The sequence below is a fragment of the Paraburkholderia aromaticivorans genome (genome assembly GCF_012689525.1).
GTDB classification, from domain to species: Bacteria; Pseudomonadota; Gammaproteobacteria; order Burkholderiales; family Burkholderiaceae; genus Paraburkholderia; species Paraburkholderia aromaticivorans_A.
In genome coordinates, this window is the sequence record NZ_CP051515.1 from 2060311 (window position 1) to 2086937 (window position 26627).

General features: G+C 63.8%; 28 protein-coding genes. 17 read left to right on the forward strand and 11 right to left on the reverse strand.

Annotation, left to right across the window (positions count from 1 at the left end; genetic code table 11):
• Positions 1–6: 6 nt before the first annotated feature.
• The 3 genes from HF916_RS21030 to HF916_RS21040 form a co-directional block, all read right to left on the reverse strand.
• Positions 7–546 carry a cytochrome b gene (locus tag HF916_RS21030; RefSeq protein WP_168790755.1) on the reverse strand — a complete coding sequence of 180 codons (540 nt, stop codon included), beginning with the start codon at positions 544–546 and terminating at the stop codon, positions 7–9.
• Positions 543–1634 (reverse strand): catalase family peroxidase, encoded by a 1092-nt coding sequence (locus HF916_RS21035; protein WP_168790756.1) that lies wholly within the window; start codon positions 1632–1634, stop codon positions 543–545. Before HF916_RS21035 ends, HF916_RS21030 begins: the two co-directional genes overlap by 4 nt.
• Before the next feature lie 111 nt (positions 1635–1745).
• Entirely contained in the window at positions 1746–2015 is a 270-nt protein-coding gene (locus tag HF916_RS21040) for a DUF4148 domain-containing protein (protein WP_168790757.1), read from the reverse strand.
• Positions 2016–2294: 279 nt separating this feature from the next.
• Between HF916_RS21040 and HF916_RS21045 the strand changes: the two genes are divergently transcribed.
• The 3 genes from HF916_RS21045 to HF916_RS21055 all read left to right on the forward strand — a co-directional run bounded on the left by HF916_RS21045 (position 2295) and on the right by HF916_RS21055 (position 4509).
• On the forward strand, positions 2295–3017 hold the full coding sequence (locus HF916_RS21045) for an anti-sigma factor family protein (protein ID WP_168790758.1): 723 nt from the start codon (positions 2295–2297) through the stop codon (positions 3015–3017).
• Positions 3018–3166: 149 nt separating this feature from the next.
• Positions 3167–3685 (forward strand): sigma-70 family RNA polymerase sigma factor, encoded by a 519-nt coding sequence (locus HF916_RS21050; protein ID WP_168790759.1) that lies wholly within the window; start codon positions 3167–3169, stop codon positions 3683–3685.
• The gene (locus tag HF916_RS21055) at positions 3682–4509 is read left to right on the forward strand and encodes an anti-sigma factor family protein (protein ID WP_168790760.1); all 828 of its coding nucleotides are present in this window, start codon (positions 3682–3684) and stop codon (positions 4507–4509) included. The genes HF916_RS21050 and HF916_RS21055 overlap by 4 nt, the downstream gene beginning before the upstream one ends.
• Positions 4510–4669: 160 nt before the next feature.
• Here the strand turns inward: HF916_RS21055 and HF916_RS21060 are convergent, their stop codons facing one another.
• On the reverse strand, positions 4670–5596 hold the full coding sequence (locus HF916_RS21060) for an AraC family transcriptional regulator (RefSeq protein WP_168790761.1): 927 nt from the start codon (positions 5594–5596) through the stop codon (positions 4670–4672).
• Between the two features lie 205 nt (positions 5597–5801).
• Between HF916_RS21060 and HF916_RS21065 the strand changes: the two genes are divergently transcribed.
• Both HF916_RS21065 and HF916_RS21070 read left to right on the forward strand, forming a co-directional pair.
• On the forward strand, positions 5802–6719 hold the full coding sequence (locus tag HF916_RS21065; RefSeq protein ID WP_168790762.1) for an NAD(P)H-binding protein: 918 nt from the start codon (positions 5802–5804) through the stop codon (positions 6717–6719).
• A 24-nt stretch (positions 6720–6743) separates the two neighbouring features.
• Positions 6744–6950 (forward strand): hypothetical protein, encoded by a 207-nt coding sequence (locus HF916_RS21070; RefSeq protein WP_168790763.1) that lies wholly within the window; start codon positions 6744–6746, stop codon positions 6948–6950.
• A 128-nt stretch (positions 6951–7078) separates the two neighbouring features.
• Here HF916_RS21070 and ribA read toward each other — a convergent pair whose 3' ends face one another.
• Positions 7079–7729: a GTP cyclohydrolase II gene (ribA, locus tag HF916_RS21075; RefSeq protein WP_168792096.1), complete on the reverse strand. Its 651-nt coding sequence runs from the start codon at positions 7727–7729 to the stop codon at positions 7079–7081.
• A gap of 270 nt (positions 7730–7999) precedes the next feature.
• On the opposite strand from ribA, the gene HF916_RS21080 reads away from it, so the two are divergent.
• Entirely contained in the window at positions 8000–8443 is a 444-nt protein-coding gene (locus HF916_RS21080; RefSeq protein ID WP_012426849.1) for a CBS domain-containing protein, read from the forward strand.
• Positions 8444–8821: 378 nt separating this feature from the next.
• Here HF916_RS21080 and HF916_RS21085 read toward each other — a convergent pair whose 3' ends face one another.
• Together HF916_RS21085 and HF916_RS21090 are read right to left on the reverse strand one after the other, a co-directional pair.
• Positions 8822–9166: a DUF4148 domain-containing protein gene (locus HF916_RS21085; protein WP_168790764.1), complete on the reverse strand. Its 345-nt coding sequence runs from the start codon at positions 9164–9166 to the stop codon at positions 8822–8824.
• A 282-nt stretch (positions 9167–9448) separates the two neighbouring features.
• On the reverse strand, positions 9449–10090 hold the full coding sequence (locus HF916_RS21090; RefSeq protein WP_168790765.1) for a DNA-3-methyladenine glycosylase: 642 nt from the start codon (positions 10088–10090) through the stop codon (positions 9449–9451).
• 416 nt (positions 10091–10506) lie between these two features.
• Between HF916_RS21090 and HF916_RS21095 the strand changes: the two genes are divergently transcribed.
• Together HF916_RS21095 and HF916_RS21100 are read left to right on the forward strand one after the other, a co-directional pair.
• The gene (locus HF916_RS21095; protein ID WP_168790766.1) at positions 10507–10863 is read left to right on the forward strand and encodes a BON domain-containing protein; all 357 of its coding nucleotides are present in this window, start codon (positions 10507–10509) and stop codon (positions 10861–10863) included.
• Between the two features lie 503 nt (positions 10864–11366).
• Positions 11367–12449: a calcium:proton antiporter gene (locus tag HF916_RS21100; protein WP_168790767.1), complete on the forward strand. Its 1083-nt coding sequence runs from the start codon at positions 11367–11369 to the stop codon at positions 12447–12449.
• Positions 12450–12515: 66 nt separating this feature from the next.
• On the opposite strand, the gene HF916_RS21105 is transcribed toward HF916_RS21100, so the two are convergent.
• Entirely contained in the window at positions 12516–13409 is an 894-nt protein-coding gene (locus tag HF916_RS21105) for a LysR substrate-binding domain-containing protein (protein WP_168790768.1), read from the reverse strand.
• A gap of 546 nt (positions 13410–13955) precedes the next feature.
• Between HF916_RS21105 and HF916_RS21110 the strand changes: the two genes are divergently transcribed.
• The 7 genes from HF916_RS21110 to HF916_RS21140 all read left to right on the forward strand — a co-directional run bounded on the left by HF916_RS21110 (position 13956) and on the right by HF916_RS21140 (position 20442).
• Positions 13956–15050 (forward strand): ABC transporter substrate-binding protein, encoded by a 1095-nt coding sequence (locus HF916_RS21110; protein WP_168790769.1) that lies wholly within the window; start codon positions 13956–13958, stop codon positions 15048–15050.
• On the forward strand, positions 15047–16021 hold the full coding sequence (locus HF916_RS21115) for an ABC transporter permease (RefSeq protein ID WP_206001833.1): 975 nt from the start codon (positions 15047–15049) through the stop codon (positions 16019–16021). Before HF916_RS21110 ends, HF916_RS21115 begins: the two co-directional genes overlap by 4 nt.
• Complete coding sequence (locus HF916_RS21120) at positions 16018–16908, forward strand: ABC transporter permease (protein ID WP_168790770.1); 891 nt, start codon at positions 16018–16020, stop codon at positions 16906–16908. Before HF916_RS21115 ends, HF916_RS21120 begins: the two co-directional genes overlap by 4 nt.
• Positions 16909–16944: 36 nt before the next feature.
• Positions 16945–18018, forward strand: coding sequence for an ABC transporter ATP-binding protein (locus tag HF916_RS21125; RefSeq protein ID WP_168790771.1), 1074 nt, complete (start codon positions 16945–16947; stop codon positions 18016–18018).
• Between the two features lie 125 nt (positions 18019–18143).
• Positions 18144–18968, forward strand: coding sequence for a transporter substrate-binding domain-containing protein (locus HF916_RS21130; RefSeq protein ID WP_168790772.1), 825 nt, complete (start codon positions 18144–18146; stop codon positions 18966–18968).
• A 68-nt stretch (positions 18969–19036) separates the two neighbouring features.
• Positions 19037–19783, forward strand: coding sequence for an amino acid ABC transporter permease (locus HF916_RS21135; protein ID WP_168790773.1), 747 nt, complete (start codon positions 19037–19039; stop codon positions 19781–19783).
• A gap of 2 nt (positions 19784–19785) precedes the next feature.
• Positions 19786–20442, forward strand: a complete 657-nt coding sequence (locus HF916_RS21140) for an amino acid ABC transporter permease (protein ID WP_168790774.1) — start codon at positions 19786–19788, stop codon at positions 20440–20442.
• 78 nt (positions 20443–20520) lie between these two features.
• Here HF916_RS21140 and HF916_RS21145 read toward each other — a convergent pair whose 3' ends face one another.
• From HF916_RS21145 to HF916_RS21155, 3 genes are read right to left on the reverse strand one after another with little or no spacing between them, the layout of a single operon-like run.
• Positions 20521–21801: a cytochrome c gene (locus HF916_RS21145; RefSeq protein WP_168790775.1), complete on the reverse strand. Its 1281-nt coding sequence runs from the start codon at positions 21799–21801 to the stop codon at positions 20521–20523.
• A gap of 12 nt (positions 21802–21813) precedes the next feature.
• Complete coding sequence (locus tag HF916_RS21150; RefSeq protein ID WP_168790776.1) at positions 21814–24066, reverse strand: xanthine dehydrogenase family protein molybdopterin-binding subunit; 2253 nt, start codon at positions 24064–24066, stop codon at positions 21814–21816.
• 1 nt (position 24067) lies between these two features.
• Complete coding sequence (locus HF916_RS21155; protein ID WP_168790777.1) at positions 24068–24523, reverse strand: (2Fe-2S)-binding protein; 456 nt, start codon at positions 24521–24523, stop codon at positions 24068–24070.
• Between the two features lie 410 nt (positions 24524–24933).
• On the opposite strand from HF916_RS21155, the gene HF916_RS21160 reads away from it, so the two are divergent.
• Together HF916_RS21160 and HF916_RS21165 are read left to right on the forward strand one after the other, a co-directional pair.
• Entirely contained in the window at positions 24934–25332 is a 399-nt protein-coding gene (locus tag HF916_RS21160) for a hypothetical protein (protein WP_168790778.1), read from the forward strand.
• A gap of 471 nt (positions 25333–25803) precedes the next feature.
• Positions 25804–26622 carry an alpha/beta fold hydrolase gene (locus tag HF916_RS21165; RefSeq protein WP_168790779.1) on the forward strand — a complete coding sequence of 273 codons (819 nt, stop codon included), beginning with the start codon at positions 25804–25806 and terminating at the stop codon, positions 26620–26622.
• Positions 26623–26627 lie beyond the last annotated feature (5 nt).

Below are 26627 nucleotides of genomic sequence, written 5' to 3' on the forward strand. Positions count from 1 at the left end.
GAGGCACTAACGCTCGCCGCGCGCCATGCTTGAAAACACGCCGTCGCGTCGGATCAGCCCATGAAACAACGCGGCCGCGAGATGCAGCAGCACGGTGGCGAACAACGCGAATGCGAGCCACGTGTGCAATGCGCGCAGCAACGCGAACAGCTCGACGTTATGCGGCGCGATCGGCGGCAAATGCAGCGGACCATAGAGCGTGACCGGATAACCCGCAGCGGACAGCATCGCCCAGCCGATCAGCGGCATTGCCGCCATCAACACATACAGCACCAGATGCGAGGCCTTCGCCGCGAAGCGCTGCGGCGTGGGCATATCGTCGGGCAACGGCGGGCTGCCGCGTGTGATGCGCACGCCCACGCGCAGCACCACCAGCAGCAGCAACGCAATGCCGAGCGGCCGGTGAATCGCGATCAGCGTGTTGTGCGCGCGAGAGACGGTGGCGACCATGCCCACGCCGATGAACAGCATCGCGATGATCAAGGGCGCCATCGTCCAATGCAACAGGCGCGCGAGTGGACTGAAATGGGTGCGCGTCGGCCTCATGAGTGATCTCCGTTTGTCTGGACTTGATGAACCGCCGGGCGCAAGGCTTCCTCGCGTGTGCGGCGCTTGTACGACAGCGCATACGCCGCCGAACGGGCGGCGAGCAAGGGATCGTCCGATGGCTTGATGCCCGAAGGCAGGATCGTCGGATCGAAGTTGACGTCGCGGCACGTGCCGTTTGCCTGCGACGTCGTGTGATCGATCACGAGCGTGCCCGCGTCGATATGTTGACGATCGTCGGGCCATTGCAGCGTGGCGTCGTCGGTGGGGTCGCCGGGTTTCGCGACGGTCAGAATGAGATGCCAGCGTAAGGGTCCGTTTTGCAGGCGCTGATCGAGGTCGGCTTCGAGGAAATTCTTGCTGGCTTTTTCGGCGTCCGTGATCGGCGCATACGGCGTCTCCGGCACCATCGCCCAGCGCACCGCGCGCGTATTGCCGGCGCCGTCGGTAAAACGGAATGCGTTGATGCTGTAGTACGCGGCATTCGCCAGACTCGACGAAGGCGGATGCGCCTTCACCCACGCCTGAAACGGCTGGGTTTCGGGATTCGCGGCGTAAAACGCCTTGAGTTTGGCGGGGTCCGGTTTGCCGGTTGCCGGGTCGGGCATCGCGGCGGTCAGTTGCTGATAGAACTGCTCGGGCGTGTGCACCGCGAACACCGGCGTCGAATTCATCCCGGTGCGCCACTGCTCGCCGTTTTGCAACGGGAACAGCAACGCGAGGCTGCGCACGGGCGAACTGGTATCCGGCGCGGACGGGTTGCCGCCGGGCACCGCGAAGCGGCCCGTGACCGGCGTGCGGCCGGCCGCGAACACCGCTGCGCTGGACAGCACCGCGCCATCGCCGTTGCTGTCGAAATAACCTTCGATGCACAGACCCTTCGCATGATTGCGCCGATAACCGGGATGCGGCTGACCGGCCACGGCTTCGAATGTGTTGATGATGCGCGGTGCGCTCAGACCTGCCGGCGTCACCCAGCCTGCCGTGTAAGCGAAGCCGCCGGCGAGCACCAGCACGGTCGCGCCGATCGCGGCGAGTCGGCAAGGCACGCAGACAGGCCCTGGCTTGGGAACGGATGGTTTTGCCACGAAAACTCCTCTCTCGGATAGATGCGCTTACCGGGCTAACACACGATGCAGCGATCTATTCCATTCGATATCCGGCGCGCCCGTTCCAGTTGCGCGCCGGGTATCGGCACTTCAATTGACGCTGCCTGCCTGCGCGTCCTGGCTTGCAACGCGGTTGGTGGCCGCCGCTTCCTTGGCGAGTGCTTCCTTGTGTTGCGCGACCTGCTGCGCGAACACCGGGCTCACGTCGGGATACGATGCATCGGTGACGTAATTCAGGCCGTTCTGCTGGGCCTGGATCAATTCCTGGTACACCTCAGCACGCGTCTTGCCTTGAGCGAAAGCGCTCGACGAAGCAGCGAGAACAGCAATGGACAACGCGGCGAAAGCGATCTTCTTCATGATGAACTCCAGTGAGTTTTGTGCGGGTTTGCATGAGGGAGAACCACAGGTCCGCGGTTTTTATTCCTGCCTCGAAGCGAGAGAAAAAACATAGTTGGAACTGGGAATAAACCGTCACACAGTCGGGTTAGCTCGCGCTTCGGCGGCGCGGTGAAGGGCGCATGACAGTGCGCTCTTGCCGCCCCGGCAGCGTTGAAATTGGCGTGTGAACATATGGAATAAACTGGGCTGTGTGCGTGTTCGCCCCTCGACAGCCGAACTCCGACGCACGCCGACACCATGACCACTGACGCCCCTTCCGATTCGCCGCTTTCCGAAGCGGACATTCAGGCCTACGCCGACGGCACGTTGACGCCGGAGCGCGCCGCGTTTCTGCGGGACTATCTGGGCAAGGATCCGGCGGAGGCGCGCCGGGTGGCGTTTTACGGCAGGCTGAACGCGCAGATCCAGCAGGCTTTTCAAACAACTGACGAACCCGTGCCGGGCCGCGCCAAGGGGTGGCGCCGCGCAGTCGGGCGCATCAACATGTCAAAACGCACGCGGAAGTGGGTCAACACGCTGGCGGCGCTCGCGCTGACGTTGGCGGTGGCAAGCGGCTGGCTCGCCGCGACCCAGGTGTCCGCCCAGGCGCTGAACAACGCCGCGGTAATGGCGCTCGCCGAAAGCGCCGCCGGGCAGGTTTCGGCTGCGTCGCCGACGCGCGTCGATCCGTCCGCGCCGAATCTCTCGGCGATCGGATTGCGTCTCGTGGACCAACGAGTGGTGGCGCTGGGCCCACTGCAGCGGGTCAGCGAATTCATCTATCTGAACGGCGACAATCAACCGGTCGTGCTGCTTTCGGCTCTGGCGCTGTTCGCGCCGGCGCAGACCCAGTGGTCCGCGAGACGCATCGGCGAGATTCGCCTGTTGCTGTGGACCGCGCAGCAGCAGCGTTTCGTGGTTGCCGGCGACGCCCGCACCCACGGCCTGATGCGAGCCGCCGACGCGATGACCATGCGATGACGATGTGATAAATCCAGCACGCGATTCACGATCTCAGACACTGCGGCGGAATAAAGTGCACGCAACTGTGTTCGCATCTCAAATGCGTCTTTTCGCGCGACAGGAGGACACCTCCCTGCCCGCGGAAAACCCCACGATCGGGATAAAAAATGGATGTCCGTGACGAGTTGATGGAGCATGTGCCGCGTTTGCGGCGCTACGCGCGAGCGCTGATCAACAATCGCGACCTTGCCGACGATCTGGTGCAGGACACGCTCGAGCGCGCGCTCGGCCGCACCGGCATGTTCCAGCCGGGCACCGACCTGCGCGCGTGGCTGTTTACGATCATGCATAACGTGTTCGCCAATCAGGCGCGCAAGGCGTCGGCGCGCGCCGTCCACGTGGCGGTCGACGACGAAAGCGTGCCCGAGAGCGAGTTCGCCGTGCCCTCCGAGCAGACCCGCTCGCTGGAAATGCGCGACCTCGACTATGCGTTGCAGCGTCTGCCCATGGAGCAGCGCGAAGTCGTGCTGCTGGTGGGCCTGGAGGAAATGAGTTATGCCGACGTGGCGCTTGCGCTGAACATTCCGCTCGGCACGGTGATGTCGCGGCTGTCGCGCGGACGCGAACGCTTGCGGGCGTTGATGGCGGGCACGCAGCCCGGTGCAAAATTACAGGTGGTGCGATGAGCGACCAAACTATGCCGATCGGCGAAGAAGACCTGCACGCGTACGTGGACGGCACGCTGTCCGACGAACGCCGTGCCGATGTGGAGCGCGCGCTCGAACAGAACCCCGACCTGGCCGCGCGCGTCAGCGATTATTTTTCGCTGAACAGCATGTTTCATGAGCGCTACGACCGCGTGCTGAACGAGCCCGTGCCGAAGCGCCTGCAAGCGCCCGCCCCGCGCCGCTGGCGGATTGCCGCCAACTGGCCGCAATTCGCCGGGATGGCGGCGGCGCTGGTGATGGGCGTGGGTATCGGCGTGGGCACGCATATGGGACAGGACGTGATCGCGCCGGTCGCGGGCGGCCACTCGGACACGCGCCCTGTCAGCGCGGACAGCTCGGAAATGTTCGCACGGCAGGCGGCGGTGGCGCATGTGGTCTACATGCCCGCCGTCGACCGGCCGACCGAGCTGAGCACCGACGACCACGAGCAGGATTTCGTGCAGTGGCTCTCCAACCGGCTCGGCACCAACGTGCATCCGCCGATTCTCTCGAAGAGCGGCTTCAATCTCTCGGGCGGACGCCTGCTGCCCGGCGCCGATGGACCGACCGCGCAGTTCATGTATCGCGGGCCGAACGGCGAGCGGGTCACGCTGTGCATTTCGCGTCGCCAGCAGAATTCGAACACGACCGCGTTCAAGCTGTATCAGGACGGCCCGGTGAACGTGTTCTACTGGATCGACGGCGACTTCGGCTATGCGGTGTCGGGCGGAATCGAGCGCAAGCAGCTGCTGCAACTGTCGCATGACGTTTATTCGCAGTTGACGGGCGCGGCGCCGGGTTGATCGCTGGCGGCCACTACGTTTTGCGCAGCGTCGGCTGGCCTCAGCTAGACGGCGCGTTGCGCTGTTTCGGACCCGCGTGTTTGCGTGGTCCGTGCATGCAGCGTGTCGAGCGAGCCGGCCGATTTCTGCGCGCGCTTGCGTCCAGCGTGCATTTCGGACGTTATCGCGATGTAGCAATGCGGCGGACTTGGCTCGCATCGAACTCGACAATACTGCCCGCATTCGCACTTGATCTGATCAGCTCGCGCGGCGTCACGCCCAACAAGCGGCCCATCCAATGCGCCATGTGACTCTGATGCGCGAAGCCCGTATCGAGCGCGATCTGACTCGCGTTGAACTTGCCTTGCAGCAGCATCGTTCGCGCGCGCTCCACGCGCCGCTGCACCACGTATTGATGCACTGGCATGCCGAGCGTCTCTCGAAACAGCACCTTGAAATGCGGTACGCTCAACTCGACGAGCGCGGCCAGTTCGCTTAGCGTGAGACGCTGGTCCAGATGCGCTTCGATGAACTCGATCACGCGCGCGGCCGTTTTCGGCGCGAGCGTGCGCCGCTTGTTATCGAGCCTCGGCGCACCGCCGATCAAGCGCACCACCATCGCCGTACACAGGCTTTCGGCGTAAAGCGGATCGGATGTCTCGTCCGCTTCGAGTTCGGCGCGCAAGGCCCACGCGAGATGCTGAAAGCGCGGATCGCGCATCTGGAATTGCGGACGCAATTGCGCATCGCCCGATTTCAACGACAGTTGCTCGACGGTCCGCTGCGCAAACGCCTCGCTGATCCACACGCTGAAAATCGTGCAGGCGGCTTCGTCGCTCCACTGCCCGTCGAGGCCGGCGGGAATTACGTCGGCGTCACCATGCGCCTGGATTCGTGAGTGGCGGCGCTCGTTGCACAGGCAGCGCGCCCTGACCGGCGCGCCGACATGCACGCCCACCCGGTGATACTTGAACGCGGGAATACGGTGCAGCCCGGCCGACACGTTGACCAGTTCCGCGCCGAAGCCCTGCCAGCCGAGCAACCTGCTCGAACGCAACGTGAGGCGGGAACCGCTATGCGGTTGCGGTATGGGTGTCACTGCATTCATTGCTTCCCTCGTGGATGACGGCGAGTGAGTGTGCATTGTGCGACGTTTTGCGTGGCTTCGCTCGACTCTACGGGATTCAACGCTTCTGCTGCGGCGCGGCAAGTAAAACCGTCATCCGAATCTGCGCGGCGCGATCCTTGCCCGCGCGCTTTCCCGCCGCTGCGTCCCTAAGATGAGGCCATACCGAGCCAACCAGGAGCGCAACGTGTTCGTGATTTTTGGAGCTGCCGGCAATGTCGGCAAATTAAGCGCGGCGGCATTGCGCCGGGCGGGCCGCAACGTGCGTGCGGTCGTCCGCGATAAGCAACAGGGCGAATTCCTCGCCGGGCTCGGCTGCGAAATCGTCGTCGCCGATCTGCTCGACGCCGCGACGGTGGCACGCGCCATCGAAGGCGCGCATGCCGTGCAACTGCTATGTCCGCTGCCGCATGGGCACGCCGATCCCGCGCAGGCGATGCGGCGCATGATCGACGTGAGCGTCGCGGCATTGCGTGCCGATCCGCCGCCGCGCATCCTCGCGCTCTCCGACTACGGCGCGGAACATCCGGCCGGAACGGGCATCACCACGCTGTTTCACGAGCTTGAAACGCAACTGCGAACGGTCGATTCGCAGTTGACGTTTCTGCGCGCCGCCGAACATATGCACAACTGGGCGCGCGTGCTGCCGATCGCGCTCGCGAGCGGCGCGCTGCCGAGTCTGCATCATCCGTTGCGCAAGCGCTTTCCGACCGTCGCCGCACAGGACGTGGGCGTGCTCGCCGCTGAGCTGTTGCTCGACGATGGAGTGCAACCGGTCTCGCCGCGCGTGGTGAGCATCGAAAGCGACGAGCGCATCAGCGCACTGGACGTGGCGCGCACGATCAGCGAACTGGCGGGCCGTGCCGTCGTCGCACGCGAAGCGCCGCGCGGCGAATGGGCCGCGATGCTGCAAGGCGCGGGGCTCGGCGAACACCATGCGCGTTTGATCACCGATCTCTACGACGCGCACAACGCGGGTCGTATCGATGTCGAAGCGGACATCAGCGAACGGCGCTTCGGCGTGACCAAGCTAGCGGAAGTATTGGCGGCGATTCTGCCGCGCGTGGCCGCGGCCGCGGCAACTGCCAGCGGCATCGCTCGCTAAAGAGCGCTGAAGAGGAGAGACTGCATGCATACCTGCCCTTTGCTACGCGCATCGATCGACGCGCGCAAGCTCGCGCCTCAACAACATCGAACGCAGTCGACGCGCATGAGCACGCGTGCGCGTCGCTGGCTGGCGATATCCGCGAGTCTTGTGGGATGGTTCGGCTGGCGCGCGCTGCGGGACGTGCTCAACGCCATTCCCGACAGCAACGACGACTTCAGCCTGTTCTGATCCGCGGCGCTTCGATATAGCGAAGGCACAAAGCAAAGCGCCCGGCATGCCGGGCGCAAGATATTGACGAATCCGCCGCTACAGCGCCGGCCGCCATTCACACACAGCGGCCGGTGCATGCGCGTGGTTCATTCGTTTTCGTCGAAGTAGTGACCGAACTTCACCTGCTTGGTGCGGATATAGCGCTCGTTTTCCTCGCGCATCGGAATCGCCAGCGCGACCCGCTCGCACACCGGAATGCCGTGCTTGGACAGCGTGTCGAACTTCTCCGGATTGTTGCTCATCAGACGCACCGAGGTGACCTTCAGCGTGCGCAGAATGCCCGCGGCCGAGTCGTATTCGCGTGAGTCGTCCGGCAAGCCGAGATCGAGATTGGCCTCCACGGTGTCGCGCCCTTGCTCCTGCAGCGCATATGCGCGAATCTTGTTCGACAGGCCGATGCCGCGCCCTTCGTGCCCGCGCAGGTACAGCAGCACGCCGCAGCCTTCCGCCGCGATGTAGCGCAGCGCGAGGTCGAGCTGCTCGCCGCAGTCGCAGCGGTACGAGCCGAGCACGTCGCCGGTGAGGCACTCGGAATGCAGGCGCGTCAACACGGACGACTGGTTGGCGACGTCGCCCATCACGAGCGCGAGATGTTCGGCGCCGCTTTCGCACACGCGGAACACGTAGGAAGTGAACGTGCCGTAGCGCGTGGGAAGCGTGGCGGTAGCGTCGAGAATGACGCATTCGCCGTTGGGTGCGCCGTCTACTGCGGGCAACGGATCGTGAGACGTGAGCATGGCGTTAGACAGTGGTGCTGACATGAACCCGATCAAACCGGGAATAAGGTACGGACTGGGAGTTTACCGCTAATCGGCGTCCCGCACCTGTATGCCCTTGCATGCAGCACGGAACCGCCGCCGTGGCGCGCCGCTACCCGAGTTAAACGGAACGCGCGCCCCAGGTATTCCCGCAGTACCTCCGTGGCGCGTCACGCCTATACTGGAATCGCCTGTCCCTCACGACAGCGCGCCGCGCCGGCGTGCTGCACTGCGAAACGGAGCCGCTCCATGACAAGCGTTGCACAACTTCTTAAAACGAAACCGAACAACACCACCGTTTTTACTGTCGGGGCCGACGACTCAGTCTATGAGGCAATCAAGCTGATGGCCGAAAAGGGCATCGGCGCGCTGGTCGTGACGGACGGTGATAGCATCGCCGGAATCGTCACGGAGCGCGACTACGCGCGCAAGGTCGTGCTGATGGACCGTTCGTCGAAGGCCACGCCGGTGCGTGACATCATGAGCAAGGCCGTGCGCTTCGTGCGCCCGGACCAGACCACCGACGACTGCATGGCCCTCATGACGGAGCGGCGTATGCGCCACTTGCCGGTGATCGAGAATGACCGGCTGGTCGGCATGGTATCGATCGGCGATCTGGTGAAGAACATCATCGCCGAACAGCAGTTCACCATTCAGCAACTCGAGTTCTATATTCACGGCGAGCGGCCCTGACGCACGGCGCACACCGCGGAACCGGACGCGCAAAAAAAGCCCAATCGATCAAACGGTTTGGCGAAGCTACCTTGCGGCAGCGGAGGTTCCTTGACTTGTGGGCCGCGACTCGCGCGGCACGGCGGTCCCGTGGCGCTCGCGGCGCTGCCGCCGCGTGACGCGCTCAAGCGATTCGCTGCTTGCAACCGTGCGCGCCATGATGGGGCGCGCACGTTTTTCTCAACTTCAGACTGCTCGCTGCGGTTTCAATTTCGATATCGAGGTAGCGAATCGCTCCTCTAAGCGCGGTTCGATCGATCCGCGCGGTTCCGTGTCGTTCGGCGCCGGACCGGGCAAGCCGGCCACTGGGCGCCGAATCCGCCTGTCCGGCTAACTCGCTTAGTTACCGAAGTACACCGACTTCGGGCCCGACATCGGCTGAACCACGCCGCCGGCTTGCGACGAACCACTCGTCGCGCCACCGAAACCGCTGGTATCGGCGACCGGTTCCTGGGTTTGCGCGACGGCAGGGTTTTGTGCCTGGGCACGCTGTTCAGCGGCCTGGATATCCGACGGATAAGTCGGGTCGTTCGACGCGGCCGGGTTATAGCCTGCTTGTTCAACCCGGATCAGATCGGCGCGAACTTCCGCGCGGGTCACGGGCTGTTGGCTCGACTGAGCGAACGAAGCGATCGGAGCGGCGAGAACGGCTGCAATGGCGACTGCCTTGATGAGCGATTTCATGATGAATTACCTCCAGACCTGGTTTTATTCGCGACGCTTGCCACACGATGTGAGAAGCGAGTGAATTCAGTCTAGTCATCAGATCGCCAAGGGAAAACCCTTGATTAAGAGATAGATAATTGTTGGAATCGCAAGAATGGTCCGAAAATTACCGCAACGTCCGATCCAAATAGCGTCTTTGGCGTAATAATTGTCGGGATCGTAACCCTTTGTGTCTGAAGTTTCAAAAATACGTCTGATCTGAGCGCGTTCTACCGTCATACGCGGGTTTGCTGGGCAAATTTACGCCCGCTTCGGCGCACCGGACTGGGGCATCAGCAGGAGCTTGCGCGGCCCGCTGACAAAGGCGCTGCCGGGTTCGAAGAACCTGAGCGGCCGATGCATTTCGCGCGACAAGCCAATGCGCGTCGTCACCCCTACCGGCACTTCGCCCCGCTCGATGACGCCGATCCACAAACCGCGCCCCGAGCACAGATCCCAGCCGTCGAACGGCGGTCCGATGCCGAGCGCCATCGTGAGCCGGCCGGGTCCGCGCGCGAGGTCGCGCAGCGGCACGCCGGGGCGCCGCGCTTCGATCAACGGCAGGCCTTCGAGCGGCTCGATCGCGCGCAACAGAATGCCGGCTCCGACTTCCTCGGCTTCGGCGGACATGTTGAGCATGTACGACAGCCCATAGGTCAGCCGCACATACGCGTGACCCGGCGCGAGAAACATCGAACCGTTATACGGCCGACGGCCCATGAACGCATGACTGGTCGAATCGCCGAGCGGATACGCCTCGGTCTCGACGATTCGTCCGCTCATGCGCCCTTCGGGCAGATCGTGCACGAGGTATTTGCCGATCATGAAGCGCGCGAGTTCGACGGTATCGAGCGGTAAATCGTCACGAAGCAATGGCAGGATGGGGAGTTGATGTTTCCGCATGCGTCAGGCCTTATTTTTAAAGCGCATGGTTGTGGGGCTTAAAAGAAATGCGAACGGCATGGAATGCGTGCAATCGAGCCGCCGCGCGAGCCGTAAACGGCGCGATGCACGCATTGGTTCCAGCGATTGAGCGCCATCGGCCAGTTTTCATCGGCCCATTCGTTGTACCAAAACCTCACTTCTGTGCTGCGCCGCCATCACCATGGCACTAATTGGAGTATCGTGTGTTTCCGGCCTGCAGCACAGCCTTTGCCGGCTCGCGTGTGTTTCGGCCCGCCCGAATCAGCATACAGATTGAAAGTATTTGCACGATTCGCAGCACCGTTCCATTCAGTTTTGATCCCGATGTACCTGCTGGTGTAGCGCACTGCCTCATTCGGGGGCGGTTGTACCCAATGACAATAGGAGAGAGTTGAATGAAAGCATTCCCGGCAATCAAGATGATCGGCGGCGCGCTGATCGTTCTCGCGTCCCTCAACGCGTATGCGCAGAGCAGCGATGCCGCAGCCCCGGCGGCGGCATCGGCGTCACCGACGGCCAAGCAGACCAAGGCGGCCGACCGCGCTTTGGGACGCAAGGTCCGCACCGCCCTGTCGAAGACGAAAGGCCTGAGCGTGGCCAACATCACCGTGCGCGCACGTGGCGGCGCAGTGACGCTGGCCGGCTCCGTGCCCGAGCAACCGCAAGTCGACCTGGCCACCCAAGCGGCACAAGGCGTAGCCGGTGTGACGTCGGTCAAGAACGCGCTGACGATTCGTCCGGTCGGTCAGTAATCGAGTGAACCTGCTGTAACAACATAGCCGGACGCCAATGCCTTCTCGCAGGGCATTGGCGTTACCGGAGGCTTCAGGCGGTTTCGAGCAGTTTCGCCGGGCGCTGCGCACCCGTAGTATGCTCGGCACACCGAGGTTTGCCCTGCATCCCGCGTTCAGCCAGCGAAACCTCAATGCATACCGGTCGCCATCGCCGCCGCGCATTAGCGACGCACCAGCCACGCACCAGCCACGTCCGCCACGCGTTATCCGCGCAATTCTGCGTGACCCGATCCTTTTCTCCAGCAGTCGCCGTTTGCGCTACAGCATGCCGGGCGCACGCCGTCGTCATGTGTCCCTGAGAATCGACAAAGCCTCGTACACGAACAACTATCCTTTATAATTTAAAGCGTTAGAGCGTGTTGTTTAGAAGATCCATGAACATGCACGCTCGCTTCGAGCCAAGGCGGAAGCCGTTCGCGTCCCGCCGGGCCATTCACGACAAGCATTAAAAGGAAGCCCGAATGACCACGCCCGCGACCGTTCTGCCCCGCTGGACCATTGCCGCGCCGTTCGTTGCGTGGATCGTGCTCGGTATCGCCTATGCCATGCCAGACAGTGGACTGCTGCTCGTGCTGGTCGGCGTGGCGCTGTGCGCGGCGGTCTTCACCGCCGTGCATCATGCGGAAGTGGTCGCGCATCGCGTCGGTGAACCGTTCGGCACGTTGGTGCTGGCGGTGGCCGTCACCGTGATCGAAGTCGCGCTGATCGTTTCGGTCATGCTCACGTCCGGTCCGGAAAAGGCCGGTCTCGCGCGCGACACGGTCTTCGCCGCGGTGATGATCGTCTGTAACGGCATTGTCGGCATTTGCCTGCTGGTGGGCGGCATTCGCCATCGCGAGCAGGATTTTCAAAGCCGTGGCGCTGCTGCGGCGCTGGCCGTGCTCGCGTCTCTGTCCGTGCTGACGCTGGTCATGCCGAACTACACGACCACCAGCGTCGGGCCGAGCCTGTCGTCGTCACAACTGGCGTTTGCCGGGGTGTCGTCGCTGGTGCTGTACGGCGTGTTCGTGTTCGTGCAAACCGTACGCCATCGCGATTACTTCCTGGCCGGCACGCCGGATGAAGACGTCCACGCCGCGCCGCCGAGCGCCGGCCAGGCGCTGGCGGCCGGCGGCCTGCTGCTGGTGTGCCTCGTCGCCGTGGTGTTGCTCGCCAAAGTGCTCTCGCCGGTAGTCGAAACCGCGGTCAAGAATGCGGGCGCGCCGCCGGCCGTGGTCGGCATTATCATTGCCGCGCTCGTGCTGTTGCCTGAAGGACTTGCCGCGGTGCGCGCGGCGCGCGCCGACCGCTTGCAGAACAGCCTGAATCTCGCGCTCGGCTCGGCGCTGGCCAGTATCGGCCTGACCATACCGACCGTCGCCTGCGTCTTCCTGTACACCGGCCAGCCGCTGGTGCTCGGCATCGACGGCAAGGAAACCGTGCTGCTCGTCCTCACGCTGATCGTCGGCACGCTCACGCTCAGTTCGGGCCGCACGACGATTCTTCAAGGCGCCGTGCATCTGTCGCTGTTCGCGGCGTATCTGTTTCTGTCGTTCGCGCCTTGAGCCGGGGCCTCAGAGCCTGAAGGAGCGGCGTCGGGTCCGCTGCCCCACGCCGCCGCAACGGCGGCACTACTCTTCCCAATGCGCCGCGATCCAGTCGCGGAACAGATTCAGCTTGTGCTGATGCGCGACCGAGTCCGGGTAGACGAAGTAGTAACGCCACCCGGTCTTGAGCACTGTATCGAACGGCCGCACGAGTCGCTTGGCCGCCACGTCCTCGTCGATCAGCGCAAGGTCGCTGATCGCGACGCCAAAGCCCTGTAGCGCGGCGTTCGTGGCCATATCGAGCGTATCGAAGCTCGGCCCATGCTCGGCGTCGATCGCCGCAGCGTTCGCGGCATCGATCTCGGTTACCCTGGCGAGCCACATCTTCCAGTCGCGATGGTCGCGTGTGGGATGCAGCAGCGTATGGCGCGCGAGGTCGGCCACCTCGGCGAGCGGCTTGTCTTTCAGCAGATCGGGCGCGCACACGGGCGTCAGACGCTCCTCGAACAACTGCACCGCCTGCACGCCCGCCCCCGGCGACGAACCGTAGATGATCGCCGCGTCGAACGGTTCGAGCTGGAAATCGACGTCGTGCTGCCATGTGGTCGTGATCTGCACGTGCAGTTCGGGATACTCGGCCTGGAAGCGCATGATCTTCGGCAACATCCAGCGCATCACACAGGTCGGCACTTTCAGCGCGAGGTCGGTGCGCTGCCGTGTGAGGCGCAGCGAAATTTCCTCGATGCGCGCGAAGCTCTCCTTCACGGCCGGCAGCAACAATTCCCCTTCCGCGGTGAGCGTCAGGCCTTTCGCATGGCGCTTGAAGAGCGGAAACTTGTAGTAATCCTCGAGCGCGATGATTTGCCGGCTGACCGCGCCCTGCGTCAGGCATAGATGATCGGCGGCACGCGTGAAACTGCGATGCCGCGCCACGGTTTCGAAAATCTGCAGCGCGTTGAGCGGCGGTAGTCGTCGCATTGTGAGTGTCCAGTACGATCAGGAAAAGTCATTGCGTGGGCGTCGCGGCGCGGCTCGTCGCATGCCGCCGGAACGCCTCTCCCGGGCCTACAGGATACGCGATCCCAAATTGCCGCACGAGAAGCGGGCAACGCGGTACTCATGCATTCGGCTCATGCCGTCGCCGAACCTTGCGGCCCAGCAAGCCCCCGTGCACCGACACAGGGCAAAGCGTGTCCCACAATCGCACCAGAACCGAGCTTTCCTCATACCTCCACCAAGGCGCGAAGCGTCGGCGAAACATGGACGTTAACCCGCATGCGCTACTGCCTCGGCGCTCCCGCCGTCTGACGGGCCTGCGCCACCGCAGTCGCGCGACGGCCGTCGCATGAGCTTATGTCATACCGTCCATGCGCATATTTCGTTTGTTGAGGGATTTTGGCAAACCTAGAGTGCTTTCACACGCAGCGCAGGCAGACAACGCAAATCAGCGATGCGACGGCGGCGATCACAGCGATATCACCAGCGAACCGGCATTCAACAAGGCGTTCAACACAGGAGACCGCCATGCAAGAGATCAAACGGGGTAGAAGGCAGGCCATCAAGACGCTCGGCGCGGCACTTGCGGCATCCACCTTGCCGATGCCGTTCATCAATCTGCGCGCTCAGGAACACAACTTCAGCGGCAAGACGCTGCGTCTGTTGACCTGGTCGGACGACACGGGCGCCGCCGCATTGCGCAATATCGCCGCCAGCTTCACGGCGAAAACCGGCGCCAAGGTCATCGCCGACCGCGCCGACGGCACCTCCGGCATGGTCGCGAAGGTCAAGGCCGCGGGCGATCGCCCGACCTACGACGTCATCACATTGGCCGGCGTCGGCGCGTCCGGTCTCGGCGACGCCGGTCTGCTGATGAAGCCCGATCTGGACAAACTGCCGAACCTGAAAGACGTCGCGCCGCAGTACCGCACGGGCGCGAACGGCTTCGGCGTCGGCTATCTGCTGTGGTCGGACGGGTTGATCTACAACACTTCCACGGTCAAGACCGCGCCGGGCTCGTACGAAGCCTTGTGGGATCCCAAATACGCCGGACGCCTGTTCCTGCCGCCGCCCGAGTGGGCCGAAGCGGTGGACCTCGCGATCATCGCCGCGAAGATGAACGGCGGCTCGCAGCAGAACATCGAGCCGGGCTTCAAGAAATTGATGCAACTCAAAGATCGCGTGATGACGCTCGGCGAGAATCCGAACCAGGTGGCGGATCTGTTCCGCACCGGCTCGCTGGATATCGGCGGCATCTATTCGCCGGCGTTCTTCCCGGACCAGATCCGCAAGCCCGAGTACAAGATGGGCGTGACCTACGGCATGAAAGAAGGCTTCGCCACGCAACTGATGTTCACCGTGATCCCCAAGTCGCATCCGGGCGACAGCGATCTGATCCACGCCTTCATCAACCATTCGCTCGACGCGGGCGTGCAAGGCCGCATGGCCGCCGACGTGCTGAACGGCCCGGTGAATTCGAAAGCGGTGATTCCCGCCGAGAGCCGCGCGTTCGTGCCAAGCCCGCAGCAGATCGCCGAGAAAGCCGTGCTGCATGACGACAAGGCGCTCGCCGTGGTGCAGCCGGCGTGGATCAAGCGTTACACCGAAATCTTCGCGGCATGACGACGATGCTCGCGCGCTTCTCGCGGCGTGCCTCATCGGCGTCCGGCGCTTCGTCCGATCCGGCGTCGGGCGCGGCGTCGGGCGCGTCCGGTCTCGGACCGGACACGCCTGCCGCCACCGCGATGGCAACGGCGCGGCCGTGGCTGCTGCTCGCGCCGATCCTGTTGTTTCTCGCCATCCTCGGCGCAGCGGCGCTGGTCGTGCTGCGCATGAGCTTCGGCACGCAGGGCAACGAGTGGCGCGGCTTCACGCTGCAAAACTACGCGGACCTGGTCGACGGCTACTTCCTGAAGTCGTTATGGCTGACGTTGAAGCTCGCGTTCCAAAGCATGATCTGCGCGGTGCTGCTGGCGATTCCCGTCGCGCTGGCGATGGCGCGCACGAAGTCGCGGCTCGCGCGGCGGCTTCTGCTTGCAGGCGTGCTGCTGCCGCTGCTCGTCAATCTGCTGCTGCAAGGCTATGGCTGGCTGATCATTCTCGGGCCGGCCGGTCTGCTCAATCACGCGCTGCTCGGCAGCGGCCTCGTGCAACGTCCGTTGATGTGGCTGTACCGCGAAAACGGCGTGCTGCTCGGATTGATCCAGACGGCGTTTCCGCTCGCCGTGTTGCCGCTTTCAAGCGCGATGCGCGCGGTCTCGAGTTCCTACGAAGAGGCCGCCGCCACGCTCGGCGCGACACGCTGGCAAACGCTGCGTCACGTGCTATTGCCTTTGGCGATGCCCGGTCTCGTATCCGGCGCGCTGCTCGTGTTCGCGTACAACGCGAGCGCGTTCGCCGTGCCGCTGCTGCTCGGCGGACGCCGCGTGCCGATGCTCGCCGTGCTGGTCCACGATCAGGTCGCGCCGTTGCTGAACTGGCCGGCTGCATCCGCGTCGGGTGTCGTTTTGATGATCGCCACGTTGACGGTGATGGCGCTCTCGCAGCGCCTTGTGCGCCGTACGCAGCGTCTCGCTGAGGAGCCTCACGCATGAGCACGCCGATTCAAACCGCGCCGCCGCCGCGTATGCCGGGCGCGCCGCGCTCACCACGCCTCGCGGCCGTCATGCCCGGCCAGCTAGGCAAGGCCACCGCCCTGCTCGCGGCGATCGTTCTGTTCCTCGCCGCGCTGCCGATCCTCACGATGATCACCATGTCGTTCAGCGCGGCCGACACGCTCGAATTCCCGCCGCACGCCTACGGCTTGCACTGGTATCGCGCCGCGTGGCATAGCTTCGTGTCGCCGGACGCGAGCGACACACTGTCGATGGGCGGCGCGTTGAGCACGAGCCTGATCGTCGCGCTATCGACTATGGTCATCGCCACGCTCGTCTCGGTGCCCGCCGCTTACGCGCTGAGCCGCTACCGCTTTCGCGGCAAGCCCGCGGTCGAACAGCTGGTCGCGTTGCCGCTCGTCTATCCGCTCGTGATGCTCGGCCTATCGCTGCTGCTGGTGTTCAACGTGCTGCCGGTCGAACTCGGCGTGTTCCGCCTGATCATCGCGCACGTGATTCTGGCGCTGCCGTTCACCGTGAAGAATTGCGCGGCGTCGGTGGCCTCGATCGGCCCGGAATTCGAAGAGGCCGCGTGCGTGATGGGCGCGAGCCCAGGCCGTGCGCTCGTCGACGTGATCCTGCCGCTGATGCGCCCCGGCATTCTGGCCGGCATGCTGTTCGCGTTCATCATCTCGTTCAACGAATTCACGGTGACGTTCTTCCTTTACGGCATCGATACGATGACGCTGCCGGTGTGGCTCTACAGCCGCACGGTGTCGTCGCTCGATCCGACCGTGTTCTGTTTCGCCGTGTTCATCGTCGCGATCGACTTCGCGCTGATCTGGCTGCTCGAAAAGCTGATCGGCGACGAAGGCGTCGCCTTGTGATCCCGCGCTCATGACGCCCAACTGCTGGAGCATCCGATGACCCATTTAACGTTGCAGGCCGTGACCCGGCGTTTCGGCGCGGCGCATGCCGTCGACAGCGTCGATCTGAGCGTGCCCGACGGCAAGCTGGTGTGCTTCCTCGGCCCGTCCGGCTGCGGCAAGACCACGCTGCTGCGGATGATCGCCGGGTTGGAAACGCCGACCTCGGGCAGCATCCATTTCGCCGGGCGCGACATCACGCGCCTGCCGGCGAACCAGCGCGACTTCGGCATGGTGTTTCAGTCGCTCGCGCTGTTTCCGCACATGACGGTCGCGCAGAACATCGCGTATCCGCTGAAGCTGCGCAAGACCGCGAAGGACCAGCAGACGCGCCGCGTGGCCGAATTGCTGGAACTGATCCAGTTGCCCCACATGGCGAACCGGCCCGTCACGCAACTCTCCGGCGGCCAGCGCCAGCGCGTGGCGATTGCGCGCGCGATCGCCTCGCAGCCGAAACTGCTGCTGCTCGACGAGCCGCTCTCCGCGCTCGACGCCAAGCTGCGCGAAGCGATGCAAGTAGAAATCCGTCTGCTGCAACAGCGCCTTGGCATCACGACGATCATGGTCACACACGACCAGCGCGAAGCGATGACGATGGCCGACGAAATCGTCGTGATGGAGAAAGGCCGTATCGCGCAGGTCGGCAAGCCGCTCGATATCTATCGCGATCCGGTCAGCGAGTTCGTCGCCGACTTCATCGGCCTCGGTAATATCCTGCCGGTCACCTACGACGGCGCGGGCGGCGTGAGCCTGCCGGGCGGCCGGCGCATCAGCGTGGTACAGCCGGCGCGCGTGCCGGAGTCGAGCAGCGATATCCGTCTGCTCATCCGCCCGGAAGACGTGTGCGTGAAAGCGGCGTCCGACGCGGCGGGACCGAACCGGTTGCAAGGCACGGTGACGTTCATCCGCGACGTGGGCGCGTCGCTCGAAGCGACCATCGACTGCGCCGGCTTCACGTTGACCGCCGCCACCACGCCGCGTGAAACGCCAGGGCTTACGCTCGGCATGCCGGTGCTCGCGGAATTGCCACCGCACGCGTGCAAACTGATCGCCGCGCGCGCCGCGCATTGAGTCGCGGCGCTGACGGCACTCACGGCATCGGCGCCGCTGACAGCAGCGAACTGCATCAAAGCGCATCACTGAATCGCGCGGCCTTGCGCCTATAAATACCAACATTTTTCGACAGAGGAAAGACCATGAACCACCGCTCCGCTACCCCAAGCCGCACCCGCCGCGTGTTCGCCACGCTCGCCGCGACGCTGGCCTTCACCGCTCTCGGCGCACTGTGCGCGTTGCCGTCGGCCGCGCATGCGGACGCGCTCGATAACATCGCCAAATCGGGCACGGTGCGCATCGGCGTGTTCGAGGACTATCCGCCGTTCGGCTCGATCGGCCCGGACATGAAGCCGATGGGCTACGACATCGACGTCGCCAACCTGATCGGCAAGGCGCTCAACGCCAAGGTCGAACTGGTGCAGGTGACGGGCGACAACCGCATGGCCTACCTCGCCGACCACAAGGCGGACATGCTGCTGTCAGTCGGCCAGACGCCGGAACGCGAAAAGGTGATCGATTTCTCGCAACCGTACGCGCCGTACTACCTCGCCGTGTTCGGCCCGAAAGCGCTGCCCGTGAAGAACGCCGCCGACCTCGCCGGCAAGTCGATTTCAGTCGCGCGCGGCACGCTGGAAGACCTGAGCGTGACCAAGATCGCGCCGCCCACGGCGAACATCAAACGTTTCGACGATCCTAACGGCGCAATTTCGGCGTTTCTTTCTGGTCAGGTACAGTTGATGGTAGTCGGCAACGACGTCGGCGCTACGATTCTCGCGCGTCATCCCGCTAACGATCCCGAGCAGAAGTTCTCGCTGTTCAGTTCGCCGGATCACGTCGGTTTGAACAAGAACGAGCCGCGTCTGAAGCAGAAGGTCGACGAAACGATTGCCAAGGCCCGCAAGGACGGCACCATGAACGCGATTTCGCAGAAGTGGCTGCGTGCGCCGCTGCCGGCCGACCTCTGAACCTTTTTTTGCACGGACCACGAAGTGTGGTCCGCGCCGGAGTTTGACCTCACGATGAGCGCCACGCCATGACCTATGCGTTCGATTTCAGCGGCTTCGGCCTCTATGCGGGGATGCTCACGCGCGGCGTCGCCGTGACCTTGGGGCTGACGGCCGTCTCGACCGTGCTCGGTGGGATCATCGGCATTGCGGGAGCGAGCGTGGCGGTGGCCGGGCCGAAGTGGGCGCGCTGGGTGGTGGCAAGTTATGTGGAGCTGATCCGCAACACGCCCTTCATCGTGCAGTTGTTCTTCGTGTTCTTCGGCTTGCCGAGCCTCGGCATCCATATCGATGAAGTGCAGGCCGCGATTCTGGCCATGACTGTCAATCTCGGCGCTTACGCCATCGAGATCGTGCGCGCCGGCATCGACTCGATTTCGCGTGGCCAGGTGCAGGCGGCGCAGGCGCTCGGTCTGCACGGGCGGCAAGTGTTTCGCTTCATCGTGCTGCCGCAGGCCATCGCCAACGTGTTTCCCGCGCTGCTGAGCCAGGTGCTGATCGTGATGCTCGGCTCGGCAGTGGTCTCGCAGATCTCCGTGCCCGATCTCACCTATGCGGCCAACTTCATCCAGTCGCGCAACTTCCGCTCGTTCGAGAGCTACCTGATCATTACCGCGACGTATCTGTTGCTGTCGATCGTGTTGCGGCAAATCCTCAACCGGCTCGGCCGCGGTCTGTTCGCGGGGCGTGTGGCGCGCGGCAACGAGAGCGCGCCGCGTAACTGGCGCAACCGCCTGACGTGGCGCGGCGCCCGCACTCTGCCCACGGAGCGTTGATCATGGTCGAATTCACGCTGTGGGACATCGCCCGCAATCTGTTGCTCGCCGCCCGCTGGACGGTGCTGCTGTCGCTGATCGCGTTTGTCGGCGGCGGTATTGTCGGGCTGATTCTTCTGGCGATGCGCGTGTCGCCGATCGCCTGGCTGCGCCGTATCGTCGTAGTGTATGTGGAAGTGTTTCAGGGCACGCCGCTCCTGATGCAGCTCTTTCTGACGTTTTTCGGCTTGCCGCTGCTCGGTGTCGATGTGTCGCCGTGGGTTGCGGCCGCTGTCACCTTGACGCTCTACACGAGCGCCTATCTGGTCGATATCTGGCGCGGCTGCGTCGAAGCCGTGCCGCGCGGTCAGTGGGCCGCCGGCGCGAGTCTCGGCATGACGTTCGGTCAGCAGTTGCGCTATATCGTGTGGCCGCAGGCGCGGAAAATCGCGGTGGCGCCGACGGTCGGATTTCTCGTGCAGGTGGTGAAAAGCACGGCGCTCGCGTCGATCATCGGCTTCACCGAATTAACCAAGACCGGCACCATGATCACCAACGCCGCGTTCCGCCCGTTCCCGATCTACGGCATGGTCGCGATGATTTACTTCGCGATGTGCTTCCCGCTGACGTGGTACGCGCGGGTGCTGGAGAAACGGCAGAAGGTGGGGCAACATCGCTGAGATTCGCTGCGGCGCGTGCATTGAAAAGCGGCAACCCTGTGAAGCGGTTGCCGCTTTTTCATTAGCAGGCTTGCAGGACTAGCGAGCCGCGTGCGTCGACTTGCGCAGCTTCGCCACGTCGTCCGCCGTCACCGCCGGCGCGCCGTTGTTCCACCCGGCGCGCACGAAGGTCAGCACATCGGCGATCTGCTGGTCGTTGAGCACCGGCGCGTACTTCGGCATCGGATACGGCGCGGGAATGCCGCCGATCACCAGGTCCTCGGTGCCGTTCAGCGTCACGTTGATCAGCGACGACGGATCCTTCTCCAGCACGTTCGGATTGCCGGACAACGGCGCGAGCATCGGCGCGAAGCCGCGTCCATCGACACCGTGGCAGTGCATGCAATACGCCGTATAGACGCGCGCGCCGGCATCGTTCGCGGGCCGGTTCAGCGACACCTTCGTCGCCTGCGGGTCGTACTTATAAGGCGGCGCACCGCTGCCGCCGGCCGGTGGTAGCGACTTCAGATACGTCGACATGGCGGCGATATCCGTATCGTTCATCCCCTGCGTGCTGTTGTTGATCACGCTGGTCATCGAACCGAACGCCGAGGCATGGCGATTCGCGCCGGTCTTCAGAAACGCCTGCAAGTCCTGATCGTTCCAGCGGCCCAGACCGACGTTGTGCTCGCCGGTGAGGTTCGCCGCGAACCAGCCGTCGAGCACGCCACCGGTCAGGAACGCGCTGCTGCTTTCATCGAGCGCCTTTTCCTGGAACGCGATGCCACGCGGCGTATGGCACGACCCGCAGTGCCCGAGCCCCTGAATCAGATACGCGCCGCGATTCCATGCCACGTCCTTGCCCGGCTTGTCCTGATAGACGCTTTTATCCAGGAACACCATGTTCCAGAACTTCAACGGCCAGCGCATGTTCAACGGCCACTTGATGTCCGGCACGCGATTCGCCTGTTGAACCGGCGCCACGCCGCTCATGAAATACGCGTACAGCGCTTTCATGTCGTCGTCGTTGACCTTGGCGTAGGACGGATACGGCATTGCCGGATAGAGATTGTGGCCGTCTTTCGCGACGCCTTCGCGCATCGCCCGCGCAAAGTCCTCTTCCGTATAGCCGCCGATGCCGGTCCGCTGGTCGGGCGTGATGTTGGTGGTGTAGATCTGGCCCATCGGCGTGGTCATCGGCAGGCCGCCCGCGAACGGCTTGCCTTTCGGCGCCGTATGACAGGCGACGCAATCGCCGACCTTCGCCAGATAAGCGCCGCGTTGCACCAACGCCTGATCCGCCGCTCGCGCCGGAGCCTGCGCGAACAACGGCAGCGTCACGCACAGCGCCGCGCCGAAACCCTTCAGAGTGTTTTTCATGTCGGGCTCCGGTCAGGCGGTTTGCAGTTGGCTGCCGACCGGCAATTGCCGCAGCCGCTTGCCGGTGGCCGCATAAATCGCGTTGGTCAGCGCGGGCGCGAGCGCCGCCGTGCCGGGTTCGCCGATGCCGCCGGGCGCCTCGCTGCTCTTCACGATATGCACGTCGATCGGCGGCGTTTGATCGATGCGCAGCATCCGGTAGTCGGTGAAGTTGTTCTGCTCGACGCGGCCGTCCTTGATCGTGATCTCGCTATAGAGCGCCGCCGTGATACCGAAGATGATGCCGCCCTGCACCTGCGCTTCGATCGTGTTCGGATTGACCACCATGCCGCAATCGACCGCGCACACCACGTGCTTGACCGCCACCTCGCCCTGCTCCACCGCGACGTCGACGACGATCGCGAAGAAGCTGCCGAACGCATGCATGACCGACACGCCGCGCCCTTGCCCCTTCGGCACGGCGCCGCCCCAGTTCGCCGCCTGCGCGGCGGTGTTGAGCACGTTCAGCGCGCGCGGTGTTTTGCCGAGCAGATCCTGACGGTATTTGACGGGATCGACTTTGGCCTGCGCCGCGAGTTCGTCGATGAAACTCTCCACCACGAAGGTCCCGCGCGTCGGTCCCACGCCGCGCCAGAATGCGGTGGGCACCGCGTGCGGTTCCTGGCGAACGTAGTCGATTAACTGGTTGGGCAAGTCGTACGGCAAGTCTGAGGCGACCTCGACCGCGTCCGGATCGATGCCGTTCTTGAAGGCAGGCGGCGCGAACCGCGCCAGTATCGACGAACCGACAATCCGGTGCTGCCACGCGATTGGTTTGCCATTCGCGTCCAGTCCCGCTGAGATCTTGTCGTAGTAATACGGGCGGTACATGTCGTGCTGAATGTCTTCTTCGCGCGTCCACACCACCTTGACCGGCGTCGACAACTGCTTCGCGACCTTCACGGCTTGCGTGACCATGTCGAACTCGAGCCGCCGGCCGAAGCCGCCGCCGATCAGATGGTTGTGAACGACGATCTTGTCGGCGGGCAAGCCCGTGACCGCCGCGGCGGCATCCACCACCCGCGTCGGCACCTGCGAGCCGAGCCAGACATCGCAACCATCGGGGCGCACATGCACCGTGCAGTTGATCGGCTCCATGGTGGCGTGCGCGAGGAACGGCTGCTGATACACGGCGTCGACGCGCGTCTTCGCATTGGAGAACGCATTGCCGACGTCGCCGTCTTTGCGCGCCACCGCGCCGTTGCGCTGCGAGGCATTGGCGAGATCGTCGACGATCTGCTTCATCGACAGGTTCGCGCCCGCGCCTTCGTTCCATTTGACGACGAGGGCCTGCACGCCGCGTTTGGCGGCCCACGTGTGGTCGCCGATCACCGCGACCGCGTTGTCGATCTTGATGACCTGGCGCACGCCGGGGATTTTTTTCGCGTTGGTGTCGTCGACGCTGGCGAGCGTGCCGCCGAACACCGGGCAGTTCGCAATCGCCGCGTAGACCATGTCGGGCACGCGCACGTCGAGCCCGAACAGCGCGGTGCCGTCCACCTTCTCCGGCGAATCGAGGCGTTTGGCGGCCGTGCCGATCAGCTTGAAGTCCTTCGGGTCCTTGAGCTTGACGTCTTGCGGTGCGGGCAAGCTGGCAGCGACGGTCACCAGTTGGCCGTAGCCGATGCTGCGCTTGCTGGCCGCGTGAATGACCTGCCCGGCCTGCGCATGGCAGCTTGCCGGATCGACCTGCCATTGCTGCGCTGCCGCGCTGATCAGAATGGTCCGCGCAGTGGCGCCCGCTCTGCGCATCGGCTCCCACGCGTAGCGGATCGAGGTCGAGCCGCCCGTGAGTTGGCCGCCGAGCAGCGGGTCCATGAAGAGCTTTTCGTTCGGCGGCGCGTGATCGACGGTGATCGCGTCGAGCGGCACTTCGAGCTCTTCGGCGATCAGCATCGGAATCGACGTGTAGACGCCCTGGCCCATCTCGACCTTCGGAATCACGAGCGTGACCTTGCCCGCAGTATCGATCTGGATGAACGCGTTCGGCGCGAACACGCCGCCTTGCGGCGTCTCGACACCGTCGCCGCCGATCACCGATTTGCCGGCCTTCTGATCCTGGCTGGCGGCCGGCATGCTGAAGCCGAGCAGCAGACCGCCGCCCGCCGCCGCGCCGACCGTCACGCCGAATTTCAGAAAGCTGCGGCGTGAAAAGCCACCTGCAGCGCGCGCGCCGCCCTTCGACGCCTGCGCGCCATGCTGTGAATCAAGCAATCCCTGGGACATGTCATGCCCCCTTTGCGGCTTGCTTGATCGCCGCGCGGATGCGGTTGTAGGTTCCACAGCGGCAGATATTGCCGGCCATGGCGGCGTCGATGTCCGCATCGGTAGGATTGGGGTTGCTTGCCAGCAGCGACGCGGCCGACATGACCTGCCCCGACTGACAGTAGCCGCATTGCACCACGTCCAGTTGACGCCAGGCCTGCTGCACCTTCTGACCGGCCGGCGTGCTGCCCACCGCTTCGATCGTGGTGATCTTTTTATCGCCGACAGCCGCTGCCGGCAACACGCACGAGCGCACCGCCACGCCGTCGATGTGCACGGTGCACGCGCCGCATTGCGCGATGCCGCAACCGAACTTCGTGCCGGTCAGACCGACGATATCGCGCAAGACCCACAGAAGCGGCATGTCGGGCGGCGCGTCGACCGTATGCGTCTGGCCATTGATATTCAGCGTTGTCATTGAGCGGCTCCGAGTGGGGCTTATTGTTTATCAGGCTGTTTAGACAGAGACGTCGAACCAAAACGTAAAGACTCGCCGCGTTTATTCGACACACCGGACTAATACGCATAGCGTTTTTCCGGTCGTTGAAAACGGCGGTAAATGCACGGGCGCGAACGCGCCGATACTGACCGGCGAATTGTAGACGCGCATTAAAAAGTTCGCCTTGCGGCTGCACACCGGTGGCCGACCGGAAGAATTTCGCGGATGCTGATTGCGTATCTGAAAGGTGTTTTTAATCGACGGGAGACGATCCGCGCATCGGCCCGAACGGTCGGCCTTTATACGATCAGCGAATCTTGTTGAATCAATGCCGGGCGATTTTGTTAGCATGGATCCGGTCTGACTGACTATCCGAAGGAGCAGCACACATGAACGACTCGCAATGCACTCAATTCCTCTCGGACATTCGCCGACCGCTGTTGGCGCTGCACAAAGCCGTTCTCGATCACGAGCGTGCCGTGTACGAAAAGGAATTCGGCCCGGTCACGCCGGCGGCTTTCCTGCAGGTGCTCATCAACGGATCGGGGTTCCGCTGGCTCACACCGCTCTCGACGATCATTGCGAACGTCGACGAAATTCTCGACGATAAGGAAGCCGAAGCCGCCGATCGGACCGCCGCGGCCGAAGCGGTGACGGGACTCTTCTCGCCCGACCAGCCGAACAATGCTTTTCTGCCGCGCTATCTGCCGCTGTTGCAGGCCGATCCGGCCATCCTGCATCAGCATGGCCAGGTGTCGCAGCTGTTGCGCGGGATTGAATCGAAGTAGCCGGTTGCGCGCGGCTTCGTGTGCTCGCACGGTGCGAGTTCGGGCCGCGCGTTGATTGCGCGTTGATTGCGATTTGCCGTCGCGAGTGCGGCGCGCAGCGTTCATGCCGCCTCGGCTCCCGAATTTCCTCACCATTGAAAACGCGCTTTCCGACCGACCGCGACTTGTCTGGTCGATGACAGCATGCGTGCGTCATCGGCCGATTACCAGGCTTTTCGACCACGGCCAACACAACGAGGCCTTATTTCAGGCCAATTTATGCGCGTTTCGTAAGAGTGCGTGTTGCCTGCCCCGCTCGTTTGCGCTTGAAACGAGTGCGCGATCGAGTCATGGCTGAATTTGCCTGGCTTTGCTGAATAAAACAAAGGTGAGCTTCTGCGGGAGATGGTCAGCGGGAGCTACGAAAAGCCGGTCAGCATGCTTCACGAAGCTTTGCTAAGGTAGGCAGACCTTCTTGCGACGCTCATCGCTATGCAAAACTGGCCGCTGTCCGAAAGCTATACCTTCCGCGATCAAGCCGTGCGCTTCAACGTGACCGGCAATGGTCCGCCGCTGGTGCTGGTTCACGGCACGCCGTTTTCTTCGTATGTGTGGCACCGCATTGCCCCGCATCTCGCCCAGACACGCACGGTCTATTACTACGACCTGCTCGGCTACGGGCAATCCGAACAGCGCGACGGCCAGGATGTCTCGCTCGGCGTGCAGAATGGTTTGCTCGCGGAATTGCTCGCGCATTGGCAACTGACAAGCCCGGATGTCATCGCGCACGATTTCGGCGGCGCGACTTCATTGCGCGCGCATCTGATCGATGGCTGCGACTATCGAAGCCTCACGCTGATCGATCCGGTGGCGGTGGCGCCGTGGGGTTCGCCGTTCGTGCGGCATGTGCGCGAACACGGTGACGCCTTCGCCGGACTGCCTCCGTACATTCATGAGGCGGTGGTGAAGGCGTATGTGCGCGGCGCGATCGCGCGCGAAATTCCGGACGACGAACTCGCGCCTTATGTGACGCCATGGCTAGGCGCAACCGGCCAGGCCGCGTTCTACCGGCAGATCGCGCAAATGGATCAGCGCTACACCGACGAGGTCGAAGCGCGCTATCCGCAGTTACGCTGTCCGGTGCAGATCCTGTGGGGTGAAGAGGACCAGTGGATTCCACTGGCGCGCGGCCGTCAGCTGGCCGCGGCCATACCCGAAGCGCGCTTTCAGGCGGTGCCGAAAGCCGGCCATCTGATGCAGGAAGACGCGCCGGAAGCGATCGTCGCCGCGGCGCTGCTGTGGCTCGATTGAAGCCG

Bases quoted from the DNA above. Each gene is read 5' to 3' on its own strand.
- HF916_RS21055 (WP_168790760.1), top strand. From the start codon at position 3,682: ATGAGCGACCAAACTATGCCGATCGGCGAAGAAGACCTGCACGCGTAC.
- HF916_RS21105 (WP_168790768.1), bottom strand. From the start codon at position 13,409: ATGCGACGACTACCGCCGCTCAACGCGCTGCAGATTTTCGAAACCGTG.
- HF916_RS21090 (WP_168790765.1), bottom strand. From the start codon at position 10,090: ATGCGGAAACATCAACTCCCCATCCTGCCATTGCTTCGTGACGATTTA.
- HF916_RS21150 (WP_168790776.1), bottom strand. From the start codon at position 24,066: ATGTCCCAGGGATTGCTTGATTCACAGCATGGCGCGCAGGCGTCGAAG.
- HF916_RS21135 (WP_168790773.1), top strand. From the start codon at position 19,037: ATGACCTATGCGTTCGATTTCAGCGGCTTCGGCCTCTATGCGGGGATG.
- HF916_RS21100 (WP_168790767.1), top strand. From the start codon at position 11,367: ATGACCACGCCCGCGACCGTTCTGCCCCGCTGGACCATTGCCGCGCCG.
- HF916_RS21085 (WP_168790764.1), bottom strand. From the start codon at position 9,166: ATGAAATCGCTCATCAAGGCAGTCGCCATTGCAGCCGTTCTCGCCGCT.
- HF916_RS21050 (WP_168790759.1), top strand. From the start codon at position 3,167: ATGGATGTCCGTGACGAGTTGATGGAGCATGTGCCGCGTTTGCGGCGC.
- HF916_RS21165 (WP_168790779.1), top strand. From the start codon at position 25,804: ATGCAAAACTGGCCGCTGTCCGAAAGCTATACCTTCCGCGATCAAGCC.
- HF916_RS21095 (WP_168790766.1), top strand. From the start codon at position 10,507: ATGAAAGCATTCCCGGCAATCAAGATGATCGGCGGCGCGCTGATCGTT.
- HF916_RS21070 (WP_168790763.1), top strand. From the start codon at position 6,744: ATGCATACCTGCCCTTTGCTACGCGCATCGATCGACGCGCGCAAGCTC.
- HF916_RS21120 (WP_168790770.1), top strand. From the start codon at position 16,018: ATGAGCACGCCGATTCAAACCGCGCCGCCGCCGCGTATGCCGGGCGCG.
- HF916_RS21115 (WP_206001833.1), top strand. From the start codon at position 15,047: ATGACGACGATGCTCGCGCGCTTCTCGCGGCGTGCCTCATCGGCGTCC.
- HF916_RS21140 (WP_168790774.1), top strand. From the start codon at position 19,786: ATGGTCGAATTCACGCTGTGGGACATCGCCCGCAATCTGTTGCTCGCC.
- HF916_RS21030 (WP_168790755.1), bottom strand. From the start codon at position 546: ATGAGGCCGACGCGCACCCATTTCAGTCCACTCGCGCGCCTGTTGCAT.
- HF916_RS21125 (WP_168790771.1), top strand. From the start codon at position 16,945: ATGACCCATTTAACGTTGCAGGCCGTGACCCGGCGTTTCGGCGCGGCG.
- HF916_RS21045 (WP_168790758.1), top strand. From the start codon at position 2,295: ATGACCACTGACGCCCCTTCCGATTCGCCGCTTTCCGAAGCGGACATT.
- HF916_RS21130 (WP_168790772.1), top strand. From the start codon at position 18,144: ATGAACCACCGCTCCGCTACCCCAAGCCGCACCCGCCGCGTGTTCGCC.
- HF916_RS21155 (WP_168790777.1), bottom strand. From the start codon at position 24,523: ATGACAACGCTGAATATCAATGGCCAGACGCATACGGTCGACGCGCCG.
- HF916_RS21160 (WP_168790778.1), top strand. From the start codon at position 24,934: ATGAACGACTCGCAATGCACTCAATTCCTCTCGGACATTCGCCGACCG.
- HF916_RS21110 (WP_168790769.1), top strand. From the start codon at position 13,956: ATGCAAGAGATCAAACGGGGTAGAAGGCAGGCCATCAAGACGCTCGGC.
- HF916_RS21145 (WP_168790775.1), bottom strand. From the start codon at position 21,801: ATGAAAAACACTCTGAAGGGTTTCGGCGCGGCGCTGTGCGTGACGCTG.
- HF916_RS21060 (WP_168790761.1), bottom strand. From the start codon at position 5,596: ATGAATGCAGTGACACCCATACCGCAACCGCATAGCGGTTCCCGCCTC.
- HF916_RS21040 (WP_168790757.1), bottom strand. From the start codon at position 2,015: ATGAAGAAGATCGCTTTCGCCGCGTTGTCCATTGCTGTTCTCGCTGCT.
- ribA (WP_168792096.1), bottom strand. From the start codon at position 7,729: ATGCTCACGTCTCACGATCCGTTGCCCGCAGTAGACGGCGCACCCAAC.
- HF916_RS21080 (WP_012426849.1), top strand. From the start codon at position 8,000: ATGACAAGCGTTGCACAACTTCTTAAAACGAAACCGAACAACACCACC.